We start from the raw sequence: 22,898 nt of genomic DNA on the forward strand, positions 1-22,898 counted from the left end.
TGTCTAACTGCGTGACAACGCCGGCGAACATTGGCGGACGAGCGCGAACGTCTGCGGATCATCAGCGCAGGTGAGAGGCACATCATGCCAAGGCAGATCCTCCGCCCAAGTGGCTTCGGGACGAAGAAGTCACATCCCCAAATCCTGATCACCACGCTTCCGCCTTCGTGGCTTCCTCTGGTGGACGTCACCAGGCAGCGTGGCTGAGGCCGGTGGGGGTGCAGCGAGGCATACGCGTGCCTGGTCGGTCGGCGCACTCACCATCGTGGCTGACTGTCGTCGGCTGAGGTGCAGACGGCGCGAGGGTTCCTCTCCGCAGTCGATGCGTGGCGGCCGGACCGACATAGCGCTGCGGGGAGGGGAGCCCAGGTTGGTGCTTGGGCTCCCCTCCCCGCTTGGAAGGGTTGTCCTCGGCCGGCGCCGTTTCGCGTCGGTTCCCTCAGATCCGCTGCGGTTCGCTCACCGCCAGGAGGTGACCGCGGCTGATCGCGACGCGGAGGACGTCGCACAGGATCCCGGTCAGTTCCGTCGCCAGGTGTCGCGTCTCGTCCAGGGCCGCGTCCGGGTCGTCGAGGGTTTCCGCGGCCTGTTCCAGCAGCTCGGCCGCCGCCCCGAGTTGGGCCGCTTCGATGGTGTCCGCCAGGCGGGACATGTAGCTGCCCCGGTCGTCGGTGCTCAGGTAGCAGGGTTTACCTTCGGGACCCGCCCACGGGAGAAGCCGCAGTTCGTTCGGCGTCGTCATGCTTGGGTCTGCCTCTCATCGATCACGTGGTGTGTGGTGAAGACCGCGTCGACGCGGTCTCTTGGGAAGACCAGGAGCGCGGCTTCGACCACGCGGCCGGTGGAGTCGGTCGCGATGCGGGTGATCGCGAGGACGACCGCCGTGGGGCTGATCCGGAGCGCCGCGGATTCATCCGGCGTCGCGCGGCGGGCGCACACCGTCTCCCGGACAGCGGTCGGCGGAGGACCGAGGACGGCGAATCTTGTGACCGCCTCTTGGCCCGCGGAGCCGTCGTCGAGCACTCCGGCCGGAGCCAGGTCACGCGGCAGGTAGATACGGGCCAGCCCGTGCGGCGACTCCTCTTCGAGGCTGAGGCAGAAGTACTCCGCGAGAGGACTGCCCGTGGGCACCTTCAGGAGAGTCGTGAGGTGCCCGTCAGCCTGAACGGTGTTGCTGCGGACCGTGACGCGTAAGGCCGGGCCGGCCGCGGTCCACGGGTCCAGCGTTCCCCAGCCGCCGACGTACATGATCTTGCGGAGGGGGCGGCGGACGAAGTTGCCCTTTCCGTGGATTTTTTCGACGAGGCCTTCGCTCTGGAGCATCGCGAGAGCGTGCCTCAGCGTCACAGTGCTGACCGCGTACCGGTCGGCCAGGACGGTTTTCGGAAGGAAGGCGTTCGCCGGGTTGCATGCGGCCGCTCGTGATCTGGTGGCGCAGGTCGTCGGCGATGTCTTGGTGGCGGGAAGGCATGGGCCCGGTCACCGCCTTCTCAGCGTCCGCACGGCGACGAGCCGCGTGCGGGTGTGTATGGTCAGCAACTCGCCCGACTCGAAGACCAGTTGCTTCGCTCCCTGGGGAAGTTGGAAGAGGTTTCCCACCCGGCAGGCACAGCCGCCGAGTTGGATGATGTCGCCGCGCTGCACGGTGGCCGCGGTGACCTCGATGTGGGAGACCAGCGCGCCGCCGAAGGCCCGGTTGCTCACTGCGTCACTCCCCCGGGCGTGGGCCGGCCGGGCACCAAGTGGCACGGGCAGTCGCACGCTTCGTAGATCACCGGGAGGTCTTCCGGCGCGGAGGCAGGGGAGGACTCCGCGCAGGCGAGGTGAGTACCGATCCGGCAGGCGGTCGAGCAGTAGGGGACGGACGAGGTGTCCGTGAGGTGCGGGTGTCGACGCGTCGGCATCAGCGGACCCCCGCCAGGGCCGACCAGGCATCGGCCGGCAGGTGAGGGGCGAGAACCACCGCGCGGATCCGTACGCGGCTTTCCCAGGCCAGCACGTACGGGCGGACGAGCGCGACGTCCTCCCCCTTGAGTAGGGGTCGATGAGTTACCGCGTCAGCGGAGGCCCGGCTCAGGACGGGGGTCAATACGTCAGCGGGGGCGGGAAGGGGCGCCGGAGGAGTGGAGGGCGTTAACGGGCGACGGTGCCTGCCCGTTGTGGAGGTCCGCACCCTGGTGAGGGAGAGGGCACGGCGGATACGGTTGAGCACGCTGTTCAGCTCCTATCGCTGATGGCCCGGTCCCCCGACATCGCCCGTCGCGGGGACCGTTTGCGTACGACCGCCCAAAGGGTGCGGCCGTTCAAGCTGGAGGCGAGGAGTCCGAACCGATCGGCCTCCGCCACCACGTCCAGGACCTCCCGCCACGTCTCGGCGGAGACCGGTTCCGGCACCTCCGCTTCCACCGACGTGTGCTGGTGGTGTTCCTCCACTCGCGTGAGCAGCCCGAGGGCGGACAGCCGGGCGGCGATGGCCGCCGCGCTAACTCCCGAAGCGGGCACAGGGCAGCCTCCGTCACCAGCGATCACTTTGAGTGAAGCTAGTTAACTAGATTAGAGCTAGTGGACTAGATTTTCCATATGCCTGAGCAGCCGCCCTATCTCCGCGTCGCCGACGAACTCCGGCGGCGGATCGCGGAGCACGTGTGGGAGCCGGGAGATCGCCTGCCCTCCCGCGCCCAGATCGGCCAGGAGTACGGCGTGGGCGAGAACGTGGTCCGCCGGGCCCAAGAGTTGCTGATCTCCCAAGGCGTGCTGGAGGGCCGGGCAGGTTCGGGTACGTACGTCGCCGAGCCCCGGCAACGGGTGCGGGTCGTCCGGTCGTCGGCAAGGGAACAGCCCAGCGGTTCACCGTTCCGGGCGGACATGAAGGCCGTCGGCAGGCAGGGCGATTGGGAGAGCCGAACGGACGCCAAGGTGCCGGCTCCGGCGGAGATCGCGGCGCGGCTCGGGATCGCCGAGGGCGAGCTGTGCGTTCGTACGACGTACGAGTTCCTGGCGGACGGCAGGCCGGTGCAGTTGTCGACGAGCTGGGAGCCGTACGACCTCACCGCCGGCACTCTCGTCGTCCTGCCTGAAGGAGGGCCCCATGCTGGGACGGGCGTCGTGAACCGCATGGCCGCGATCGGAGTCACCGTCAGCCACGCCGTGGAGCAGCCCGAACCGAGGCAGGCAACCGCCGAGGAGGCGTCGCTACTCGGCATCCAGAAGGCCGCACTCGTCACGCACATCCGGCGGACGTATTACAGCGACGAGGGGCGTCCCGTGGAGACGGCCGACATTGTGGTGCCCGCTGCCCTGTGCGAGGTCGTCTACGAGATCCCCATCAACCGGTAGCCGAACAGGCAGGCAGCACATGCGCAACGAGCGGCACGAGGAACGGTTGTCCGACGAGGAACTGGAGCTGTTCCTTCAGTACCTGCATCGGTTCGCGAACCATGACCTAGATTTGTTCGCTCTCATGGAGGTCGGCGATCCCGAGCACCCCGCTTACGTGACCTTCAGCAGGAAGCCTGAGCGTGGCGTCGACGCCTCTGCCTACCACCGGCCCTAGAGAGAGCCAATGGGAAGAAGGAACCTGACATCCACCGCTGACATCAACGAGGCCGGACGGCGGCGCACAGCAGCGCCCCCACACGACCGCCGGACCAGCCGACGACGACCCCAGGCGCGGGCGTGGATCGAACTCCTAAAGCGGGTGTCGCAGGTTCGAATCCTGCCGGGGGCACTAGTCGAAAGGCCCCGGACCACTCATGGTCCGGGGCCTTTTGACGGCACCATGTGACGGCAGTCTTGGCCCCCTGAGGCCCCGTCCGGCCGGCCGCGGCGGTTCAAGGACGGTGCTGCGCTCCCTTGTGCGACGTGATGGCGTCGGTGATGAACCGGCGGCTGCTGACAGGGTCGAGGGCCCGGGCCTGCAGATGGGCGTACATCACGCTGTAGGGCCGCACGTCGGACGGCTTCTCCAGGTAGAGGTCGCTGGTGAACCGTTCCAGGTACACCACCGCCGCCTCGGGACTGTCGGCGAACCTCACGAGGGAGAACCGCCCCGACAGGCCCGGATGAGCGCCGCCCGTGAAGGGGAGGACCTGCACGGTGACGTTGGGCTCCGCGCCGAGCGCGTTCAGGTGTTCCAGTTGCTCCCGCATGATGTCGGGAGAGCCGACGACACGGCGCAGGACCGATTCGTCCAGGACAGCCCGGAAGCGCAACGGGCCCGCCGGGTCGTAGATACGGTGCTGCCGGCGCAGCCGCACCTTCAGCCGTGCGGCGGCCTGCCGGGCCGTGAGCCGGGGAATCGATTCCTCGATGACCGCATGGGCGTAGGCGGGGGTCTGCAGCAGATCCGGGATTACCAGGGGCTCATAGGCGTGCACCGAGGCGGCGTCCGTCTCCAGGCCGATGTAGACGCTCTGGGGGATGTCACCGTAGGTATGCCACCACCCTCGTGTGCCGGATTCCCTTGCCATCGCCATCAGCGCGTCGACGGCCTTCTGGTCCGACACCCCGTAAACGGAGCACAGGTCGCGCACGTCGCGGGGACTGATCGCGCGGCGGCCGTTCTCCAGGTGACTGATCTTGGGCTGGGAGATCATCAGCCGCTCGGCCACTTCCGTGCTCTTCAGTCCACTGGCCTGGCGGAGCCGACGCAGTTCGGCCCCCAGGCGACGTCTCCTGACGGTGGGATTGATGTTCGCCGCCACGGGCGGGGTACCTCCGGGTTCACGTCATCGTTCTGATCCGCAGACTGCCACGCGGGAAGCGATGTTGATCACCCGCCATACCGTCGCGCCCGGGCACCGGCCAAACCGGATTGTGACGTCGTCATGTGCCGTTTTCGCGTGCGTCCGCATGTGCGGGATCACCTCGCGCGACCCCGGGAGTTCAACCGCGCAACCAATTGGTATCACCGAATAATCGATAAGTACGCATTACGCAATATTGCGCCGCACGCGAGAGTTGAACGCTCGAAAACCAGAAACGCACTTCTCTTGTCGCGGGCCCAGGAAGATTCCTCCGTAATATGCACCACCAGATCACGGCTCTCCGGGCGTTCGGTTGCAGCCCGGCACGCCACGGCCCCCACAGGAAATGGCCTCTTGATGAAGCTGAAAATCCCTGAGACGGCTCGCCGGCGCTCCCTGCCGGGCTTGCTGGCCTCAGCTCTCGCCGCCACGGTCGCCGCCGCGATGGTCGTCCTGTCGCCCGCCCAGGCAGTCGCCATCGCCACGCCGGTACCGCTGGCCACGGCGGCGAGCTTCTCCGTCCTGGCGGGCGCGGGAGTCACCAACACCGGCCCCACGGTGATCAGTCACGATCTCGGGACGTACCCGAACCCGGCCATCACCGGTTTCCCGCCCGGCGAGGTGCTCGGCGCCGTGCACGCCGCCGACGCCGTGGCGGCTCAGGCCAAGTCCGACCTCGTCACCGCCTACAACAACGCGGCAGGTCAGGCCACGGACTTCGCACTCGCAGCGGGCATCGGGAACGGCACGACGCTGCTTCCGGGCGTCTACACCGCCACCTCGGGTGTCGGCATCACCGGCGATCTGATCCTGGACGCCGGAGGAAACCCGAACTCCGTGTGGGTGTTCCAGATTCCGGAGGCCCTGACGACGGCCTCCTCCAGCCGCGTGCTTCTGACCAACGGCGCCTCGGCGTGCAACGTCTACTGGCAGATCGGGAGTTCGGCGACCCTCGGGACGAACTCCACCTTCGTGGGCACCATCATGGCCCTGACGGACATCCACGTGACCACGGGGACCAACATCGAGGGCCGGGCGCTGGCCCGCAACGGCGCCGTGACGCTCGACACCAACCGGATCTTCCTCAACGCCTGCTCGACCGGAACGACCGGCGGCACGACCACCGGCACCACCAGCGGTACGACGACCGGCACCACGACCGGCACCACGACCGGTACGACGACGGGCACCACGACCGGATCGACGACCGGCACCACCGCCGGTGCGATCGGCGGAGGCCTGCTCAGCGGCGGTCTGGTCAGCGGTGGCCTCCTGGGCGGGCCGATCGTCAACGTGACGGCCGGCAGCACCTCCGGGAACACCTCGGGCAACACCGCCGGCAACAACGTCACCAAGGGGAACACCTCGGGCAACACGGCCGGGAACACCGCGGGTCAGCACGGCGGCGGCCGGCCCGCTGAACACCACGGCAGGCCCGGCGAGCACGGCGGACCGGACGTCGGCGGTGGGCATGACCACCACCGCAAGCCGGGCGAGGACCACCAGGGCGCGCCGGGCAAGCCGGACCACGGCCATGGTGATCGGCCCGGCGACGACTACGGCCACGACTACGGCCACGACTACGGCAACTACGGCTACGGCAACGCGCCCAAGTCCGACGGCCAGGAAGACCACGAGAGCTAGTCGGCGGATCGCGGGTCGGTACCGCGGATGACGGCGTGCGGCGGGACCTCGATCCCCCCGCCCGCCGCCGCTGCCGGTGCCGCTGCCGCCGCCGGTGCACGAACAGCCTGTGACGCCGGACGGCGAACACGAGAAAGCAAGGTGGGCGGTGTCGAGCGGAACTGACGCGGCGCGCGTGAAGGAACACCGACGGACCGATGGCGGCTCGCTGCCGGGGGAACGGGGAACGGGCGCCGGCCAGCCCGGCGAGCGGGTCCGGGGTACCAGGGCCCTGAGAGCGGGCCTGCGCGGTGCCGTCCTCGTGTGCCTGGTGACGACCCTGGTGCATCTCGGTGCCGTCTTCCTCCACGTGGCACCTCCCAACCCCGTCTCACAGCGGTACAACCGGCAGGTCGTCGCGTGGGTGTATCCCCTTTTCGAGCAGAACTGGCAGCTGTTCGCCCCCAACCCCGACTCCGTCAACCGCAGGGTGTGGGCCAGGACCGCGCACAGCGGGCCCGACGGCTCAGCGCGGGTCAGCCCCTGGATCGACCTGACCGCCCTGGACCGTGCCGCCGTCGCACACGACCCGTTTCCCAGCCACACGGCGCAGAACCTCCTGCGCCGCGCCTGGACCTCCTATGTCGACACACACGGCGCGGACGACAGGGCACGCTCTCCCCGGGCCGTGATGATGCAGAAGTACCTGAGCAACATCGCCGCGGACCGCGTCGCCGGTCGGCGCGCGGGCACGTTCGAGTTCATCCAGCTCCGGGTCGTCACCGCGCCCGTCGCAGCGCCTGGCACGGCAGCCGGCCGGCGGCCCCCCGAGCCGGTGGAGAACCGGCTCCTGCCCTGGTGGAAGGTGACCCCCCGTGGGAAGTGAGAAGGTCCGCGACCTCCCGGCCGGCACGGCCGTACCGGGCGGGTCCGAGGACGACGCATGGGCCCGCGTCCACCGTCTGCTCCTCGCCCGGGCCGACGGCATCTGGGACCTCCTCACCGGCCGTCCCGTGTCCCTGTACGCCACATCGGTCCTGCGGATCGGGTACGGGCTGCTCTACCTGGCCTTCCTCCTCCGGGAGTTCCCCCACCGGGACGAGATCTGGGGTCCCGGCTCCCCGTGGACACCCTCACTGGCGGCGCAGCTCTTCGACCAGACGGGCTGGTGGAGCTTCCTGCTCCTGTCGGACGGCCGCGCCTACTTCGAGCTCTGCTATGCGCTGGCCCTGCTGACGTCCGCGCTCTTCCTGCTGGGCTGGCGGACCCGGGTCACGTCCGTGCTGTTCGCGGGCGTGGTGGTCTCCTTCCACGCCCGGGCGATCTTCATGACGGACGGCGGCGACAATCTCCTGCTGCTGATGGCCCTCTACCTCACGCTCACCGCGTGCGGTCGGCGCTGGTCACTGGACGCACGCCGCGCGCGGATCAAGGCGGCGCGTACGGACGTCGCCCGTCCGCGCCACGTCGTCGCTCAGGACCTGCGTGCGGCCCGGCGGACGCTGGTCACCGTGGTGCACAACTGCGGCGTCCTCGTGATCGCGGCACAGGTCTGCTTCCTGTACGGATCGGCCGGTCTGTACAAGGTCCAGGGCTCGTTCTGGGACGACGGCACCGCCCTGCACTACGTGCTGAACCTGGAGCTCTTCCAGCCGTGGCCCGCGCTCTCCCACGCCATGGACCGGTATCCGCTCGCGATGGCGGTCGCCGGCTACCTGACCGTCCTCACCCAGGTCGCCTTTCCGTTCGTGCTCTTCGGCCGGCTCAAGTACCCGGTCCTGACCGTGCTCCTGGGCATGCACGTCGCCATCGCCGTGGTGCTCGGCCTGCCGCTCTTCTCGGGCACGATGATCGTCGCCGACGCGGTGTTCCTTCCCGACCGCTTCTACGCGTTCCTGCCCCACCTCCTGCGGCGCGGTACGCGTCGATGCGACGGGCCGGCGCCGGAGCGGGGAACAGGGCTCGGATCCGTCCCCCAGCAGGGCGGCCACCCGGACGGCCGGGAGGAGCACAGGCCGGTGTCACGCCCGGCGAGCGGTCACGCCGGTCCGCCACCGTCCGGCTCGACGACAGCGCCGTAGAAGCCGCGCGGACGCATGATCGGGGAACGGCCGCCCCACTCGTGAGCGCTTCTCGCCACACGGCCCCTCCGCGCCGCGACGGAACGCGGAGTAGTGTGGTCTGTACCGAGGGCATTTCGCACACCGGCTTCCACGCCGGGTCGTTCCCGGCGAACGAAGAAAACCGGGCCGCCGCAGAAGCGGCCCGGAGACGGGTCCGCATCATGTCGGCGACCTTGCTCCCCACCCTGCCGCACACCGAGCCCGCCGCAGCTCCGGCCGCGCGCCTCGCCCTGAAGACCGACGGCCCCCGGGGTCTCCTGGACGGAGCCTGGTGGCCCAGGTCCCGAGACCTGCTGCACGAACTCCCGGCGCTCATGGACGTGCTGGATCCCCTCTGGGGCCGCATCACCCGTATCGCCGTCAACCCCGAGCACTGGCCTGCCATCCCGCGCAAGATCCCCGTGGCCGGGCACATCGTCAAGGCCGGCTGGTTCACCCCGGAACTCGACTCCCACAAGCTGCTGCTGCTCTCGTACGGCACCGGCCGCTGGGACCTCCTCGTCATTCCGCCCGAGACCGGAGCGGCGTCGGCGGCCCGGCTGATGGCAGCCGCGTCCGGGCACGACGGGCCGGCGCTGACCGCGAGCGCGCTCATCGCCGCGGATGATGCCCTCGACGACGTCCCGGACGACGACCGGCCAGGGCGCCCGGACGACGCATGGGAGTACGAGGGCGGCGCCTCGGCGGTACCCGCGGCCGTTCCCGGGCAGGCCGGTCCGCCAGGAGCGGCCAGCCGGCTCATCGTCGGTATGTGAGGTGGCCGCCATGACCGTCTTCCTGACGATCGTCGCCTTCCTGGTCCTCGTCGCGGTGGCGGCGTACGTGATCCACCGGCTCGGGCTCCAGCACGCCGACAGGATCGCGGCGTACCGGTACAGCACCCCCCGGCCCGGTCGCCGTGGTCATGTCGCACCCCAGCCGCACCTCGCTCCATGGGCCGGCATCCGGGCGCCCGACAGGCGACGCGGCAGCCCCGCCCCGGCACCCGCCCGGCCCGCGGCGACGCGAGCCCGGCGCGTGGACGCAGGCTCTGGAGCACCCGAGGATCCGACCACCCGAACCGAGGCGTCATGACTCTTCCGCGGCTGAACATCTACCGGCACGACCGGGGCGCGCGCACCCTGGTCACCCTGGCCGGTGTGATCGACCCCGGCACCGCGCCCCGGCTGCGCGCCGCTCTGGAGCAGTGTCTGCAGGACGGCATCACCCTCATCGACGTCGATCTGACCACCGTCGACCGCTGTGACGACAGCGGCCTGCGCGTCTTCCTCGACGTGTCGGAACGTGCCGCCGAGACCCAGGCGTTCCTCCTGCTGCACCATCCCTCCCCGCAGACCGAACGGCTGCTCATGGACACGGGCTGCGATGGTCTGCTCCGTCCGATGAGGCCGGGAGGGGCGCGCCCTCAGCGGGCTTGACGGCGGCAGAAGCAACGCGGATACGGCCTTGCGCCCTCGAGTTCAGACCTGACCCGGAGGGAGGGGTTTGTGGGTGACCCAGAGCGCTTCCGCCGGCCAGTGGTGGGCCCAGTCGGGTGGGGCTGTCGTGTTGTAGCCGTTGGGGGTTTCGGGGTCCGGGCGGGGCTCGATGAGGTCGTCGATGATCAGACCCGCGCCGCGCAGGACTCTGACCCAGTCGCCGTAGGTGAGTTGGTAGCTGGTCGCGTCGTCGCCCTCGGCGATGGTGCTCAGGCCGAAGTAATCCTGTTGCAGGGTCGTGGTCACGCGGGCGGCGGCTTCGTCGTAGCAGGCCTCGAACCATGGGCTGGCGACGTTGAACACCAGGCGCCCGCCTCGGCGCAGGATGCGGGCGGCCTGGGGGACGGCCAGGTGCGGGGGTGCCCAGCTGAGGCCGCCGAAGTCGCAGAAGACGAGGTCGAAGCTGTTGTCGGCGAAGGGGAGGTGTTCGGCGGCGCCTTGCACCAGGGGGTAGCGGGGCGTTCCCATCGCGGCGGTCGCTGCCGCGAGTTGGGCTTCGGACAGGTCCAGGCCGACCACGTCGGCGCCCTCGGCCGCCAGCGCCCTGGACCACTGGCCGGCGCCGCAGCCGAGTTCCAGGACGCGCTTGCCGGTGACGTCGCCCAGGGCCTGGAGGTGTGCGTCGGGGATGGAGTACATGCCCCACAGCCGGGGTGTGGCGCCGATCTGTGCGTCGTGCTCGCGCTGGTAGACGCTGCTGATCCGGTTCCAGAGGCGCCGGTTGGCGGGGATGCTGTCCACGGGGTCAACCTAGTTGGCGCACTGGTCGGCCGTCGCCTCGTTCCGGGTGGCTGTCGGTGGTCGTCGTTAGGGTGACGATCATGAGTCTGGCAGCAGTGATGATCACGGTGGACTGTGCGGAGCCACAGGAGTTGGCCCAGTGGTGGGCCGTTGCGTTGCGGGGGGAGATCGCCCAGGACCACGGTGACTTCGTCATCGTCAGGGCGCAGCCGCTGGCGATGGGTTTCCAGCGGGTGGCCGAGGAGCGGCGGGGCAAGAACCGTGTGCACGTCGACTTCGCTGCCGCGGAGGGCACCGGCATGGCCGGTGAGGTCGAGCGGCTCGTCGGGCTGGGGGCGAGCGTCGTCGGTGAGCACAGCGTCCCGGGTCTGACCTGGACCGTGCTGCAGGACCCGGCGGGCAACGAGTTCTGCGTCCACTGAGGAGCCTTGCCGCCGGTGTGCTGGTCGCGGTCGCTGGTTGACGACGTCTCGCGTTGGCGACTGCGACCAGCACGGTCTTCGCTGTGCGGTCAGGACACGTTCGCCCGGTACGAGTCGCCGAGGAAGCCGTTCGTGAAGATGACGTACTTCGGGGTGAAGGTCGCCTTGCCCGTGACCGTGCCGGAGATGTTCTCGCCGGGGGCCAGCTTCACCGTGTCGATCTGCTGCTCGTCCGCGGCCAGTTCGTGCGTGTGCTTCGTGCCGTTGGTGTCCGTGATCGTGAAGAAGAGCGGGTTCACGTCGAGGGGCTCGTCACCGTTGTTGGTGAGGGTGACCAGCACGCTGGTGTAGTTGCTGTCGCTCGCCAGGATGCTCTTCGAGAAGGACGTCTTCCGCGCCTTCAGCGTCACCGATGACGTCGCCTTGGCGTCGTCCTGCTTCGGCAGGTCGTCCGCCGTCCTGCCCGCGTCCGGCACCGTCGCCGGGGCGCTGCTGGTCGTCTTGTCGTCCTTGTCGCCGTCCCCGCCCGCGGCCACTCCGATGACGCCGATGAGCACCACCAGACCGATCACGCCCGCGCAGCCCAGGCCGATGACCTTGCCGACGTTGGTCTTCTTCGGCGGCTGCGGAGGGGGGCCGTAGCCTCCCGGCGGCCAGGCGGGCTGGTTCGGGTCGTGCGGGTGGTGCGGGTGCTGCTGGTTCACGTGCTGTCCCCCGTGGGGTCGGTCGAGGCTTGCACCTGTACGACCTGTGCGGGAGGGGCGGTAGTTGCGGCACGGGTCCGGGTTCACCCGATCGGGGTGTCGCGGGCGGGTAGGCGCCGGGCCCCCTCCCGTGCGTCGGCGGTTGCACCTCTCCCTCGGTGAGGTGTCGGACGGGCTCGAGGACGTCGTGGCGGTCGTCTCGTTGTCCGTCGGAGAGGGAGACGTGGTAGTCCCGGTGTCCGTCCGTGGCGAAGGCGGCGGGCCCGGCGCCGGTGCTTTCGGCGGGGGTGCGGTGGTGGGTCGGGCGGTGAGGGGATTCAGGGGCGGCGGGGGAGGGTCAAGGTGGCCGTTACTGCCAGGGACGTGAGGGCCAGGAGGGTCATTGCTGTGGGTGGGGACGTGAGTTGGGCCGTTGCTCCTGCTGCCGTTGCGCTGAGGCCCTGGCAGGTGAGCATGCCCGCTGAGTGCAGGCCCAGGGCGTGGCCGCCGAGTTCGGGTGGGGTGAGCTTCATCAGGCGTTCCTGCTGGACCAGGCTCGCGCCGAAGCCGATCGAGGCCAGTGCCGTGCAGAGGACGGCCAGGGGCAGGGGTGGGTGCAGGGCGAAGAGGGTGTAGGGGGTCGCGAGGAGCAGGAGGAGCGGGGTGGCGAGGCGGCGGCGCGTCGTCGGGGGCAGCAGGCGGCCCACGGTGAGGTCGCCGGCCAGCATGCCGAGTGCCGCGCAGGCGAACAGCGTGCCCGCGGCGCCGGGTTCGTACGACACGAAGAGGGATTCGCAGCCGACGACCAGGCCGTTGGGCAGCCACAGGCCGAGGTAGGTGAGGCGGCGGGGGCGGGACGACCACAGGACGCGGTTGGTGCGCCAGGTCTCCGCCGGGGTCGGGCGGCCCTGGGTGCGCGGCGGGCGCGGGGTGAGGCCCAGGCGGGTCACCGCGGCGGCGACGACGTAGAGGGCCGCGCCGAGGAGCAGGGTCGGGCGGGGGGCGAGCGTGGTGAGGAGGGCGCCGCCGGTGGCGTACCCGGCGATCTGGGTCAGGCCGGACATCATGTTGAAGACGGAACGGGCGGGGAGGTAGCGGTCGTTGGGGAGGAGCTCGTGGAGCAGGCCCCAGCGGACGCCGCCGCCCAGCGCCGCGACGAGGCCCTGGACCAGGACGACGAGGAACAGTGACCAGAGCGGGAGGGCCGGGGTCGCCAGGAGCGCCGTGCCGAGGGCGAAGGTCGCCGAGATGCCGGTCAGCGTGGCCCGCGGGGAGAGGCGGTCGGCGCCGGACAGGAGGACCGTGGCGCCGAGCACCTGGGCGAGGGACGGGCCGAACATGCTCAGCGCCGACAGCAGCGGGGAGTCGGTGGCGTCGTAGACGAGGGTGCCGAGGGCCAGGCCGGTGAGGGTCTGGGCGGCGGTGTGCGCCGCGGAGGAGAGGAAGAGGGGGGTGAACTCCGGGGTGCGGAAGAGGTCCGTGTAGCGGGGGCGGTCGGTGGGGGTGGGGTGAATGGGGTTGGCCGTCGTGCCGGGGTCGGGAGTGGGGGCCGGGGGGCCGTCGTCGGTGGGGGTGGGTTTCTGCTTGGGCATGGTCGGAGTGTGGGAGCGGGGTGCTGGGGGTCGTTAACGTTTCGCGTGGGGGCGAAAGGTCTGGCGCGGCGGAGGGGGCTCTCGTGGGGTGGTGGCAGGTCGACGCGGACACCGTGGCGCGCAGCCGGTTCGTGGTGTCGTCGTACGCGGAGGTCTTCGCGAGCCTGAAGCTGCTGCACTCCGGGGTGGGGGCGCATCCCGGGGAGGTGGGGTGGTTGCGTACGCACCGGCCGGACTACCGGGCGCTGCTCGCCGCGGACCCCGTGGCCCGGGAGCTGGTGCGGGTGGGGCTCGGGCGGGAGTGGATCGCGGACTTCCTGACGCCCACGCCCCGGGACGGGGAGGGGTGGGAGGAAGCGCTGGAACGGGTGCGGGAGGTGTCCGGGGAGGCCGCCCGGGCCCATCTGCGGACGGCTGCGGGCGGTGGGGAGCTGCCGGGGGTCCTCCAGCGCGACGATCTCGGCGAGCGGGCCGCGCGGGTGCTGGAGTGGGTGTGGGAGGAGACCGTACGGCCGTACTGGGGGCGGCGCCGGCGGGTGCTGGAGGCCGATGTGGCCGCGCGGACGGCACAGGTGAGCCGGGGTGGGTGGGCGGCGGTGCTGGACTCGTTGCGGCCGGGGACGCGGTGGCTGGGGGAAAGCCGCTTCCAGGTGAACCTGCACGAGTACCCGCCTCGGGACGTCTCCGGGGCGGAGCTGGTGTTCGTGCCGGTGACCTCCCGGGCGGGGTGGGTGTCCTGGGAGGAGCGGGAGCCGGAGCGGCCCGGCGGGGGTGAGCGGGGGCGGTTCGCCGTGGTGTATCCGTGCGTGGGGGCGCTGGCCGGGGTGGAGCAGGGGGCCGGGGCCGTCGGGGCGGCGCTGGAGGCGCTGATGGGGGCGGGGCGGGCCCGGGTGCTGGTGCTGCTCGGGGTTCCGCTGACGACGACCCAGCTGGTGGCGGTGACGGGGATGGCGCTCGGGTCGGTGGGGCGGCACCTGCGGGTACTGCTGGACGCGGGGCTGGTGGAGCGGCGGCGGGTGGGGCGGGCGGTGCGGTATTCGCGGACGGGGGTGGGGGATGCGGTGGTGGGGGCGGGGGGTGGGTGAGCCGGCGTTCTGGTCGGCTGGGGGTGGGGTGCGTGGTGGGCGGGGTGGGATGCCTGGTGGACGGCGTTCTCGGTGCCCGGGGGTGGGTCGCGCGGCCCGGCGCTGACGGGGTGCTGCCGCGCCCACCCGTGCCGCCCTGCGGCACGACTGCCCGCGGTGTGCGGGAGCGAGGGCAGCGGCGCGGCAGCCGCCAGGACGCGCCGGCCCCCGGCGCGGGCAACATGCGTGGAGGACGGCCTGTGTCCGGGTGGGGGCGGCCGGTGGTCGGGGCCTCGGGCTAGCATCCGCGCATGACTACTGATGCTTCCTCCTCGCCCCTCGACGTGCGGATCGGTGCTCTGAAGGGTGGGGACGCCGAGCTGTCGCAGTACGACGGGAAGGTCGTCCTCGTCGTGAACGTCGCGTCCAAGTGCGGGCTCACCCCGCAGTACACGGCGCTGGAGCGGATCCACGAGCAGTACGCCAGCCGTGGCTTCACCGTGCTCGGTGTGCCGTGCAACCAGTTCCTCGGGCAGGAGCCCGGCTCCGCGGAGGAGATCGCCGAGTTCTGCTCGGCCACGTACGGCGTGACCTTCCCGCTGACCGAGAAGGTCGACGTGAACGGCGAGGACCGGCACCCGCTCTACGCCCGCCTCGTCGAGGTCGCCGACGCCGAGGGGCACACCGGTGACATCCGCTGGAACTTCGAGAAGTTCCTGGTCGGCCGGGACGGCAGCGTCGTCGCGCGGTTCTCCCCGCAGACCGAGCCCGACGCCCCCGAGGTCCTCGCCGCCATCGAGGCGCAGCTCGGCTGAGGCGGGTCCGGGCACAAGCCGAGCCCTCTCGGCAAGGACGGCGAACTGGTCGAGAGGGCTCCGGGTGGTGCTTGTGCAGTTGTGCGGGCAGGGGTGCCTGCTACGCCTTGACCGAGGCCACGAACTTGTTCCACGCGCCGGCCGGGAAGCCGAGGGTGGGGCCCTCGGTGACCTTGGAGTCACGGACGGCCATGGCCCCGACGACCGGCGACTTGATCTCGACGCAGGCGCCGTTGCCGGTGGAGTACGAGGACTTGGTCCACGTGTCCGTGCTGCCCTGACGAATTGCCATTTCTGCTCCGTATTGCCTGTGAGGGGAGTTGCTCGGTTCGCGCCAACCCTGTTGCTTCGGTGGCGTGATCGACGCTACTCGCCCGCCCTCCCGGACGGAGCAGTGATTCACTCGACTGGATGGCATATTCCAGTGGAGCCTTCCGCCGCGGACCGGAGAGGGTGTACGGTTCGCCGCCCTCCGACGTGATCCGCTGTGATCCGACGTGATCCGCGCGGAACGGCCTAGCGCGCGTACTGCTTCGCCGCGTCCGCGATGAACTGCCGGGACTGCTCCACGTTCAGCGCCTGGGCCCGCAGGTGCTCGTACATCACGCTGTACTTCTGCACGTCGTTCGGCTTCTCCAGGTACAGGTCGCTGGTGACGCCCTCGATGTAGACGACGCTGGAGTCGGCCGCGTCCGGGAACTCCAGGATCGCGTACTGGCCGTTGAGGCCCGGGTGGGCGCCCATCTCGAACGGGATCACCTGGACGGTGACGTGCGGCAGCTGCGACTGCTCGACCAGGAACTCCAGTTGCGCGCGCATCAGTTCCCTGTTCCCGACCACCCGGCGCAGCGCCGCCTCGTCGAGGACCGTCCACAGGCGCAGCGGGTTGTCGGTGCTGGAGATGCGTTCCTGCCGGCGCATCCGCACCTGCACCCGCTTCTCCACCTCGGCCTGCGCGGTCTCCGGCAGCGCCCCCGCGATCAGCGCCTCCGCGTACTGCCGGGTCTGCAGGAGGCCGGGGACGACCTGGGGGTCGTAGACGCGCAGGCTCGCCGCGTCCGTCTCCAGGCCGATGTAGACGCTGTAGGGGACGTCGCCGAAGGCGTGCCACCAGCCCTGCTGGCGGGAGTCCTTGGCCATCTGCATCAGCGAGTCGACGATGCGCTGGTCCTCGACCTCGTACACCCCGCACAGGTCGCGCACGTCGCGCTGGCTGATGCTGCGCCGGCCGTTCTCCAGGCGGCTGATCTTCGACTGCGACACCAGGAGGCGCTCGGCGACCTCCTCGGCCGTCATGCCCTTGAGTTCGCGGAGCCGGCGCAGCTCCTGGCCCAACCGGCGCCGCCGGACGGTGGGGTTGACACTGGACGCCACGGGACGTGCACCTCCGCTGTGTACCTGACTTGACACTTTCCGTATCTGCTGTTGAGCAGACTGCCACCAAGGTCGTCGCCAGCGCTGGAAAATGGTGGATATGCGGTCGGTACGCGCCAGTTCGGGTAGGAGAAACCCTTCTTCCCCCACTCCGCCGCTGCCCTTACATGCCTCCGCGCGGGACGCCGTCGCCGTTCGCGGTGCGAACGGTTCCGACGCCCCGCGCGGACGCGGCGGCTCCCGAACGGGTCCTCAGGTGTCGTGGCTGCGGCTGCGACCGCCCCTGCGGCGGCTGCGGCTGCGGCTCAGTGCGCCACGACGCGTGCCATGGAGCCACGGTGCGGTTGCGTCGGAACGCCCCGCGCCGGTTCCGGCACCGCCCTGCCTCCGGCACCGGCGGGCTGCCGGCCGGCGGGTGCCGGTGGGGCACCCCGGCGCGGCTGTGCCACGGCGCCGTTCTGGACGTCCATCACGGCGTGCGCCACGAGTCCGCCCATCGGGTCGTGCCGGATCAGGTCCCGCAGCCGGGAGCGGGACGAGCGTCCCTCGTTGCCCGGGTACAGGTGCTTGCCGAGACCGACCGCGTGGGCCAGGGCGGCGAGCGCCGCCGTCCTCGGGTCCGGCGGCACGCCGGTGCGGATCGCCGAGTCCAGCCGGGCCCTGATCTCCCGGCTGATCGCGGTGTCCGTCGCCTGGTAGCGCGTCGTCGGCAACACCCCGCACATCTGGCCCTCGACGGCATGCACCATGCCGCACCGCTCCAGGTGCGAGAGGTAGATCTGCCGGAGGCCCAGTCGTGGGCCCCCGATCCAGTGGACCGCCCGCACCGGAGCGCCGCGCCTTCGCAGCAACTCCAACGCGCAGTCCAAGGTCGGATCTCCTGTCGGCCGTGGCACGACCACGGCGATACGATCCCCGTCTGGGGCTATCCGTCCGGCCAGCGCCAGCTCCACTAGCTGTGCTCCGGCCAGTCCGAGGTCGAGCGACTGCGGCTGTGCAGTGGTACCCGTGGCCGGGTCCAGTGCCAGCAACAGAAGCTCCTCCGGAATTGTTCTGCGGCTCCTGCCCATCCATGCCTCCCCGCGTGGATGAATGACAGGGTGACCCCTCTCACATTGGTCTGTCGAGGGTGCGTGACCTGTTTGTAAGGGAACCGGCAGGTATGTCGTTCTCGTCTACCGCTTGGGTCGGGCTCGCACACAGGACACTGGTACACGGTTCGGACAGCGCGGTGGAGCGGTGGTCCGGCGGGCGGTACACCCTACGGAGCGGCCGCTGTGCGGGTCGTACGGGAACGTAATCGAGGAGGCATCGGTGGCGGGCGAGTCCCCCGACAGGTCGAAGCAGCGCGAGTCGTCGGCAGAACCGACGTCGGGGAGTGCGGGACCGGTTCCCGAGGCACGGGAAGCCCGGGATCCGCGGATGGCCGTGGCCCGGGAGTCCACCGGGGCGCGGGGCGGCGTGGACACGGCCACCCGGGTGTTCTCGGTCCGGGAGGTGACCGAGGAGTCCGGGAAGACTGAAAAGTCCGGGGAGTCCGGGGAGTCCGGGAAGCCCGAGGAGTCGGCGGGTACGGCCGACACGGCGGAGTCGGAGACGTCGGCGGACACGGCGGAGTCGGCGGACACGGCGGATGCCTCCGACGCCGGGGAGGCGGCCGGAGCGGGCGCGTCCGCGGGCCCCGAGGGCGCTGAGGACGCCGAGCGGGACGCCGAGGGCGGCTCCGGGCGCTCGGGCGGCGCCGGGGAGGGCTCCGGGGCCGCCGAGGGCTCCGAGGAGGCGCAGGACGCCTCCGAGGGCGCGGAGGGCCGTACGGGGGACGTCGAAGGCGACGGCGAGACGGACACCGAGGGTACGGCCGCCACGGACACGGCCCCCGAGAGCGACACGGCCGACCAGGACGCTCCCGCCGGGGCCGGCTCCGGCCGGCGTGAGTCCGCCGACGCGAAGGACGAGCGCGCCGATGCGGACGAGCCGGACGAGGTGGACGACACAGCCGACGCGCCCGTCGACCAGCCCACCGCCATCTTCAAGACCCCGCGTCCCGAGCGCGCCGTCGACCAGCCGACCACCATGCTGAAGCTGGGCGACGCCACCCCGGCCCCCAAGGGCACGGCCGCCCCCGCGGACAAGGCCGACGCCGGGCCGACCCCGGACGACGACGAGCCCGCCGACGCCGCCCCGGCCCCCGAGGACGCGCCCAACACCGGCACCGGCACCGGCACGGACAGCGACACCGGCACGACGCCCGAGGGCAAGACCACCGAGCCCCGGCCCACCGACGCCAAGCCCGCCACAGCCGCCCCCGAGGACGCCACCCCGAAGGACGCCGAGCCCGAGGACGCCGCCCCCAAGTCCCGCACCCCCGAGTCCGAACCCGAGCGCACCAGCAAGTTCGTCGCGCTGAAATCGCTCGACGACCCCGACGTGCGCAAGCCCAAGCCGGCCGAGTCGACGACCGTGCTGCGGAAGGTCACGCCCCCGGCGGCGACCCCCAAGACCCCCAAGGCCCCAGCGGCCTCCACCTCGGCGCCGACGGCCCCCACCCCCGCTTCCGCGACCGCCCCCGCCGAGGCGACCACCGCGCTGCCGACGGTGAAGCCCTCCGAGGCGACGGCGGTCGTGCCGCAGGTCGGTCCCGAGCGGACGCAGCAGCAGCCCGTGCCGCCGAAGCCGCCGCTGGACCTGCTGGCCGAGCTGACGAACACCCCGCCGCCCCCGCCCACGCCCCTGCGCACGCTGGCCCGGCGGATCAAGATCTGGACGCCGCTGGTCATCCTGCTGGTGATCGTCTTTGCGATCGTGCAGGCCGTGCGGCCGCTCCCGAAGCCCGAGCTGACGCTCACCGCCAAGGACTCCTTCACCTTCGAGGGCAGCAAGGTGCAGCTGCCCTGGCCGGGCGAGGGCCAGGGCTGGATGGACGTCGACGACGTCGGCACGGTGGACTCCTTCGGCAAGCAGACGCCCGTGCCGATCGGGTCCGTCGCCAAGTCCATGACGGCGTACATCGTCCTCAAGGACCACCCGCTGAAGTCGGGCGAGGAGGGGCCGGCCATCCCGGTGGACGCGACCGCCGAGAAGGAGGGCGGGTACGACGCCGACGGCGAGTCGACGCTCAACACCGTCAAGGCGGGCGACAAGCTCACCGAGAAGCAGGCCCTGTCGGCGATCATGATCCCGTCGGCCAACAACATCGCCCGGCTGCTGGCCCGCTGGGACGCCGGTTCCGAGACCGCGTTCATCAAGAAGATGAACGACACCGCCAAGGAACTCGGCATGACCAACACCACGTACACCGACGCCTCGGGCCTCAAGGAGACCACCGTCTCCACCGCCGAGGACCAGGTGAAGCTGGGCAACGAGCTGGTCAGGATCAAGGCGCTGACGGACATCACCCGGCTGCCGGAGTGGACCGACCCGTCGGGGCAGAAGTGGCGCAACTACAACACCCTGGTGCCGTACAACCACGCGATCGGCCTGAAGACGGGCAGCACCACCAAGGCCGGCGGCAACCTGCTGTTCGCCGCGACCGAGGAGGTCGGCGGGGAGACGGTGACCCTGGTGGGCGCGGTCCTCGGCCAGCACAAGGCGCCGATCATCGACACGGTGAACGCGGTCAGCAAGACCGCGATGCTGGCCGCCCAGGAGTCGATGACCGCGTCGAAGATCCTCAAGAAGGGCGACGTCGTCGGGTACGTCGACGACCGGATGGGGCACCACACGCCGGTCGTGGTCACCGAGGACGTCCCGGCCGTCGGCTGGGCGGGCCTCACCGTGAAGCTGTCCTTCGCCCCGGCCGACGACCTGCCGCACTCCGCGAAGGCGGGCACCCAGGTCGGCACGCTGACCGTCGGCGACGGCGACAGCGGCGCCGTGAAGGTGCCGGTGGCCCTGGAGAAGGAGCTCGCCGAGCCCGGCTTCACGGACAAGCTGACCCGGATCGGCTGAGCCGTGCCGGCCGCCCGCCGGCCGGCCCCCGCGCACCCCGTCGGGGCGCCCCCACCGAGGGGGCTGCCCCACGGGGTGCGTGCTAGCGTCACGAAACGGGACAGGCCGGCGTGCGGGCGCCGCCGAACGCACAGGTCGACGGAAGAGAAGACGGGACGGGGAGTGCCTTCAGGTGGCCACTGCGGAGCCGACACGCGCCGACGACACCGGTCCGGGCCCGGACACCGGCCCGCGAATACGGGTGCCCGCGGACGCTCCCGCACCGGCTGAGCCCGGGCGGCCCACTCCGGCCGCACCGCCCGGCGGGTCCGGCCGGTCCGGCTTCCGGGCCCGGCTGGAAGCCCTCGCAGAGCTGCTCGGACGCCATCCGGTGCTGTCGGTCACCGCGCTCTCCGGCGTCCTGCACCTCGTCTGGTTCTTCACGTTCGCGAACAGTGGCGGCGACCTCGCCGCGCAGGACGCGTGGGCCGAGTTCGTCGGCCGCCACCCCGACTCCGCGTACAACCTCGCCTGGTACGGCGGCATGCACCCGGTGTCGTACAGCGTGGTCTCGCCGTACCTGATGTCCGTCCTCGGGGTGCGGACCACGATGATGATCGCGGGGACGCTGTCGGCGGCCCTGCTGACGCTGGTCCTGCTGCGCTGCCGGCCGGTCAGGAACCCGGTGTGGCCGGCCGTGGCCGGGGTGTTCGCGTTCCTGTGCAACGCCGCGTCGGGCCGGGTGACGTTCGGGCTGGGCACGGTGTTCGCGCTGGGTGCGGTGGCCGTCGTCTTCTGCTGGCCGCACCGCTGGCGCTACAAGCGGTGGGCGAAGGCGCTGTGCGCGGCGCCGCTCGCCGCGCTCGCCACCATGGCGTCGCCGGTCGCGGGCCTGTTCGTGGGCCTGATCGCGGTGGCGCTGTTCCTGCAGAAGCGGCGGCCCGGCGCGTGGGCGCTGGGGCTGGCCCCGGCCGCGGTGGTCGCGGTGTCGGCGTGGCTGTTCCCGTTCTCCGGCACCCAGCCGATGTCGTTCGGCTCGGCGTCGCTGCCGTTCGTCTACGCGGTGATCGTGTTCCTGGTCGTCCCGCGCGACTGGAAGACCGTGCGGATCACGGCGGCCGTGTACGGGCTCGCGGTGCTCGGGGTGTGGATCGTCAGCTCGCAGATCGGGTCGAACATCACGCGGCTGGCGATGCTGTTCGCGGGGGTGGTGCTGGTGTGCGCGCTGCCGTTCGCGGTGCCGCGCAGCCGCAAGTGGTACGTGATCGTGGTGGCGACGGCCGGGTTCGTCACCTGGATCGGCTTCAAGTCGGTCGACGACGTGGTGCGGACGACGCCGGCCGCGTCGTGGGCGCGCGAGCTGGCCCCGCTGGTCAACCAGCTCCAGGGGGTCGGCGCGGAGAAGGGGCGGGTGGAGGTCGTACCGGCCCGCTCGCACCGGGAGGCGTCCGCGCTGGCGCCGTACGTGAACCTGGCGCGCGGCTGGAACCGGCAGGCCGACATGGAGCGCAACCCGCTCTTCTACGACGACACCCTGAACTCCGCGAACTACCACGAGTGGCTCCAGCGGTGGGCCGTGCACTTCGTGGTGGTGCCGAAGGACAAGCCGGACGGGGACGGCGGCGAGCGGGAGCGGGAGCTGGTGCAGCGGGGGCTGCCCTACCTGACGCAGATCTGGGGCGACGCCAACTGGCAGCTGTTCCGGGTGACCGACCCGGCGCCGCTCGCGGAGCCGCACGCGGTGGTGCAGCGGGCCGAGCAGGGCGAGTGGACGATCGACGTGCAGCGGGCGGGGCGGGTGCTCATCCGCATCCCCTACTCGCCGTGGCTCAGCATCGTCGACGCGCAGGGCAAGAGCCTGAAGGCGCCGCAGGAGACGGAGGCGTCGAAGCACCGCGAGGAGGGCGAACCCAAGTCGTTCTCCAACCTGAACGGGTGCCTGTACGAGACGGACGAGGACGCCCAGGGCGACAAGTGGACGGTGCTGCTCGCGCCGAAGGCCGGGACGTACCGGCTGGCGGCGCCGTACCAGCTGCCGCGCGGCACGCCCTGCCCCGACGAGCTGAAGGACGCCGCCTCGCGGTAGGTCCTGCCCCGTTCCCCACGTTCCCCCCGGCCGGTCCGGCGCGTTCCTGACGCCGGACCGGCCTTCGTCGTTCGCCGGGGGTCATCGGGGATCCGTGCTGGTCAGAGCCGGACATCCGCCTCCCGTCAGTTCACATGGATGAACGCAGGACAGCTAGTCGAACGATTTTACTGTCCCTTGACCTTCCGCTCACTTGTCGTGTTCACGCGCCCGCACCCACGATGA

At 71.1% G+C, this 22,898-nt stretch carries 22 protein-coding genes and 2 pseudogenes; 13 read left to right on the forward strand and 11 right to left on the reverse strand.

The window, feature by feature from the left end; all coding sequences use genetic code 11:
* Positions 1 to 439: 439 nt before the first annotated feature.
* The 4 genes and pseudogenes from E4U91_RS15050 to E4U91_RS38985 form a co-directional block, all read right to left on the reverse strand.
* Positions 440 to 742 (reverse strand): hypothetical protein, encoded by a 303-nt coding sequence (locus tag E4U91_RS15050; protein ID WP_137307340.1) that lies wholly within the window; start codon positions 740 to 742, stop codon positions 440 to 442.
* Positions 739 to 1,471: pseudogene (locus tag E4U91_RS15055) on the reverse strand (GntR family transcriptional regulator). Before E4U91_RS15055 ends, E4U91_RS15050 begins: the two are co-directional and overlap by 4 nt.
* Positions 1,472 to 1,479: 8 nt before the next feature.
* Positions 1,480 to 1,704: a hypothetical protein gene (locus tag E4U91_RS15060; protein WP_137307341.1), complete on the reverse strand. Its 225-nt coding sequence runs from the start codon at positions 1,702 to 1,704 to the stop codon at positions 1,480 to 1,482.
* A 520-nt stretch (positions 1,705 to 2,224) separates the two neighbouring features.
* A pseudogene (locus E4U91_RS38985) lies at positions 2,225 to 2,502 on the reverse strand (hypothetical protein).
* A gap of 78 nt (positions 2,503 to 2,580) precedes the next feature.
* Between E4U91_RS38985 and E4U91_RS15080 the strand changes: the two are divergent.
* Both E4U91_RS15080 and E4U91_RS15085 read left to right on the forward strand, forming a co-directional pair.
* The gene (locus E4U91_RS15080) at positions 2,581 to 3,336 is read left to right on the forward strand and encodes a GntR family transcriptional regulator (RefSeq protein ID WP_137307345.1); all 756 of its coding nucleotides are present in this window, start codon (positions 2,581 to 2,583) and stop codon (positions 3,334 to 3,336) included.
* A gap of 19 nt (positions 3,337 to 3,355) precedes the next feature.
* Positions 3,356 to 3,553: a hypothetical protein gene (locus tag E4U91_RS15085; protein WP_137307346.1), complete on the forward strand. Its 198-nt coding sequence runs from the start codon at positions 3,356 to 3,358 to the stop codon at positions 3,551 to 3,553.
* 277 nt (positions 3,554 to 3,830) lie between these two features.
* Here the strand turns inward: E4U91_RS15085 and E4U91_RS15090 are convergent, their stop codons facing one another.
* Positions 3,831 to 4,703, reverse strand: coding sequence for a helix-turn-helix domain-containing protein (locus E4U91_RS15090; RefSeq protein WP_137307347.1), 873 nt, complete (start codon positions 4,701 to 4,703; stop codon positions 3,831 to 3,833).
* 399 nt (positions 4,704 to 5,102) lie between these two features.
* Between E4U91_RS15090 and E4U91_RS15095 the strand changes: the two genes are divergently transcribed.
* The 6 genes from E4U91_RS15095 to E4U91_RS15120 all read left to right on the forward strand — a co-directional run bounded on the left by E4U91_RS15095 (position 5,103) and on the right by E4U91_RS15120 (position 9,909).
* On the forward strand, positions 5,103 to 6,389 hold the full coding sequence (locus tag E4U91_RS15095; protein WP_137307348.1) for an ice-binding family protein: 1,287 nt from the start codon (positions 5,103 to 5,105) through the stop codon (positions 6,387 to 6,389).
* Between the two features lie 148 nt (positions 6,390 to 6,537).
* On the forward strand, positions 6,538 to 7,254 hold the full coding sequence (locus tag E4U91_RS15100) for a DUF5819 family protein (RefSeq protein WP_241678586.1): 717 nt from the start codon (positions 6,538 to 6,540) through the stop codon (positions 7,252 to 7,254).
* Between the two features lie 76 nt (positions 7,255 to 7,330).
* Entirely contained in the window at positions 7,331 to 8,449 is a 1,119-nt protein-coding gene (locus E4U91_RS15105; protein WP_137310829.1) for an HTTM domain-containing protein, read from the forward strand.
* Between the two features lie 95 nt (positions 8,450 to 8,544).
* On the forward strand, positions 8,545 to 9,246 hold the full coding sequence (locus E4U91_RS15110; RefSeq protein WP_137307349.1) for a DUF5994 family protein: 702 nt from the start codon (positions 8,545 to 8,547) through the stop codon (positions 9,244 to 9,246).
* A 10-nt stretch (positions 9,247 to 9,256) separates the two neighbouring features.
* Complete coding sequence (locus E4U91_RS15115; RefSeq protein WP_241678587.1) at positions 9,257 to 9,565, forward strand: hypothetical protein; 309 nt, start codon at positions 9,257 to 9,259, stop codon at positions 9,563 to 9,565.
* Positions 9,562 to 9,909 (forward strand): STAS domain-containing protein, encoded by a 348-nt coding sequence (locus E4U91_RS15120; protein ID WP_137307351.1) that lies wholly within the window; start codon positions 9,562 to 9,564, stop codon positions 9,907 to 9,909. The genes E4U91_RS15115 and E4U91_RS15120 overlap by 4 nt, the downstream gene beginning before the upstream one ends.
* Positions 9,910 to 9,951: 42 nt before the next feature.
* On the opposite strand, the gene E4U91_RS15125 is transcribed toward E4U91_RS15120, so the two are convergent.
* Positions 9,952 to 10,710 (reverse strand): class I SAM-dependent methyltransferase, encoded by a 759-nt coding sequence (locus E4U91_RS15125; RefSeq protein WP_137307352.1) that lies wholly within the window; start codon positions 10,708 to 10,710, stop codon positions 9,952 to 9,954.
* A gap of 80 nt (positions 10,711 to 10,790) precedes the next feature.
* Here E4U91_RS15125 and E4U91_RS15130 point away from each other — a divergent pair, with 80 nt between their 5' ends.
* Entirely contained in the window at positions 10,791 to 11,132 is a 342-nt protein-coding gene (locus E4U91_RS15130; protein WP_137307353.1) for a VOC family protein, read from the forward strand.
* An 89-nt stretch (positions 11,133 to 11,221) separates the two neighbouring features.
* Here the strand turns inward: E4U91_RS15130 and E4U91_RS15135 are convergent, their stop codons facing one another.
* Entirely contained in the window at positions 11,222 to 11,836 is a 615-nt protein-coding gene (locus E4U91_RS15135) for a DUF4352 domain-containing protein (protein WP_137307354.1), read from the reverse strand.
* Between the two features lie 317 nt (positions 11,837 to 12,153).
* A complete protein-coding gene (locus E4U91_RS15140) occupies positions 12,154 to 13,407 on the reverse strand; it encodes an MFS transporter (RefSeq protein WP_137307355.1) in 1,254 nt (417 codons plus the stop codon).
* Between the two features lie 83 nt (positions 13,408 to 13,490).
* Between E4U91_RS15140 and E4U91_RS15145 the strand changes: the two genes are divergently transcribed.
* Complete coding sequence (locus E4U91_RS15145; protein WP_137307356.1) at positions 13,491 to 14,492, forward strand: ArsR/SmtB family transcription factor; 1,002 nt, start codon at positions 13,491 to 13,493, stop codon at positions 14,490 to 14,492.
* A 290-nt stretch (positions 14,493 to 14,782) separates the two neighbouring features.
* On the forward strand, positions 14,783 to 15,286 hold the full coding sequence (locus tag E4U91_RS15150) for a glutathione peroxidase (RefSeq protein ID WP_137307357.1): 504 nt from the start codon (positions 14,783 to 14,785) through the stop codon (positions 15,284 to 15,286).
* A gap of 100 nt (positions 15,287 to 15,386) precedes the next feature.
* Here the strand turns inward: E4U91_RS15150 and E4U91_RS15155 are convergent, their stop codons facing one another.
* The 3 genes from E4U91_RS15155 to E4U91_RS15165 all read right to left on the reverse strand — a co-directional run bounded on the left by E4U91_RS15155 (position 15,387) and on the right by E4U91_RS15165 (position 17,730).
* Entirely contained in the window at positions 15,387 to 15,578 is a 192-nt protein-coding gene (locus tag E4U91_RS15155) for a DUF397 domain-containing protein (RefSeq protein ID WP_137307358.1), read from the reverse strand.
* Between the two features lie 224 nt (positions 15,579 to 15,802).
* On the reverse strand, positions 15,803 to 16,660 hold the full coding sequence (locus tag E4U91_RS15160) for a helix-turn-helix domain-containing protein (protein WP_137307359.1): 858 nt from the start codon (positions 16,658 to 16,660) through the stop codon (positions 15,803 to 15,805).
* Between the two features lie 305 nt (positions 16,661 to 16,965).
* Entirely contained in the window at positions 16,966 to 17,730 is a 765-nt protein-coding gene (locus E4U91_RS15165; protein ID WP_137307360.1) for a GOLPH3/VPS74 family protein, read from the reverse strand.
* Positions 17,731 to 18,082: 352 nt separating this feature from the next.
* On the opposite strand from E4U91_RS15165, the gene E4U91_RS15170 reads away from it, so the two are divergent.
* Entirely contained in the window at positions 18,083 to 20,608 is a 2,526-nt protein-coding gene (locus tag E4U91_RS15170) for a D-alanyl-D-alanine carboxypeptidase (RefSeq protein ID WP_137307361.1), read from the forward strand.
* Between the two features lie 172 nt (positions 20,609 to 20,780).
* Positions 20,781 to 22,673: an MFS transporter gene (locus E4U91_RS15175; protein ID WP_137307362.1), complete on the forward strand. Its 1,893-nt coding sequence runs from the start codon at positions 20,781 to 20,783 to the stop codon at positions 22,671 to 22,673.
* Positions 22,674 to 22,898: the final 225 nt, after the last annotated feature.

It is taken from the genome of Streptomyces lasalocidi (genome assembly GCF_005280215.1).
GTDB lineage: Bacteria > Actinomycetota > Actinomycetes > Streptomycetales > Streptomycetaceae > Streptomyces > Streptomyces longwoodensis.

Excerpts from the sequence above, each read along its gene's own strand:
- E4U91_RS15050 (WP_137307340.1), bottom strand. The coding sequence starts at position 742 with ATGACGACGCCGAACGAACTGCGGCTTCTCCCGTGGGCGGGTCCCGAA.
- E4U91_RS15095 (WP_137307348.1), top strand. The coding sequence starts at position 5,103 with ATGAAGCTGAAAATCCCTGAGACGGCTCGCCGGCGCTCCCTGCCGGGC.
- E4U91_RS15120 (WP_137307351.1), top strand. The coding sequence starts at position 9,562 with ATGACTCTTCCGCGGCTGAACATCTACCGGCACGACCGGGGCGCGCGC.
- E4U91_RS15130 (WP_137307353.1), top strand. The coding sequence starts at position 10,791 with ATGAGTCTGGCAGCAGTGATGATCACGGTGGACTGTGCGGAGCCACAG.
- E4U91_RS15080 (WP_137307345.1), top strand. The coding sequence starts at position 2,581 with ATGCCTGAGCAGCCGCCCTATCTCCGCGTCGCCGACGAACTCCGGCGG.
- E4U91_RS15085 (WP_137307346.1), top strand. The coding sequence starts at position 3,356 with ATGCGCAACGAGCGGCACGAGGAACGGTTGTCCGACGAGGAACTGGAG.
- E4U91_RS15140 (WP_137307355.1), bottom strand. The coding sequence starts at position 13,407 with ATGCCCAAGCAGAAACCCACCCCCACCGACGACGGCCCCCCGGCCCCC.
- E4U91_RS15150 (WP_137307357.1), top strand. The coding sequence starts at position 14,783 with ATGACTACTGATGCTTCCTCCTCGCCCCTCGACGTGCGGATCGGTGCT.
- E4U91_RS15170 (WP_137307361.1), top strand. The coding sequence starts at position 18,083 with ATGGCCGTGGCCCGGGAGTCCACCGGGGCGCGGGGCGGCGTGGACACG.
- E4U91_RS15155 (WP_137307358.1), bottom strand. The coding sequence starts at position 15,578 with ATGGCAATTCGTCAGGGCAGCACGGACACGTGGACCAAGTCCTCGTAC.
- E4U91_RS15115 (WP_241678587.1), top strand. The coding sequence starts at position 9,257 with ATGACCGTCTTCCTGACGATCGTCGCCTTCCTGGTCCTCGTCGCGGTG.
- E4U91_RS15165 (WP_137307360.1), bottom strand. The coding sequence starts at position 17,730 with ATGGGCAGGAGCCGCAGAACAATTCCGGAGGAGCTTCTGTTGCTGGCA.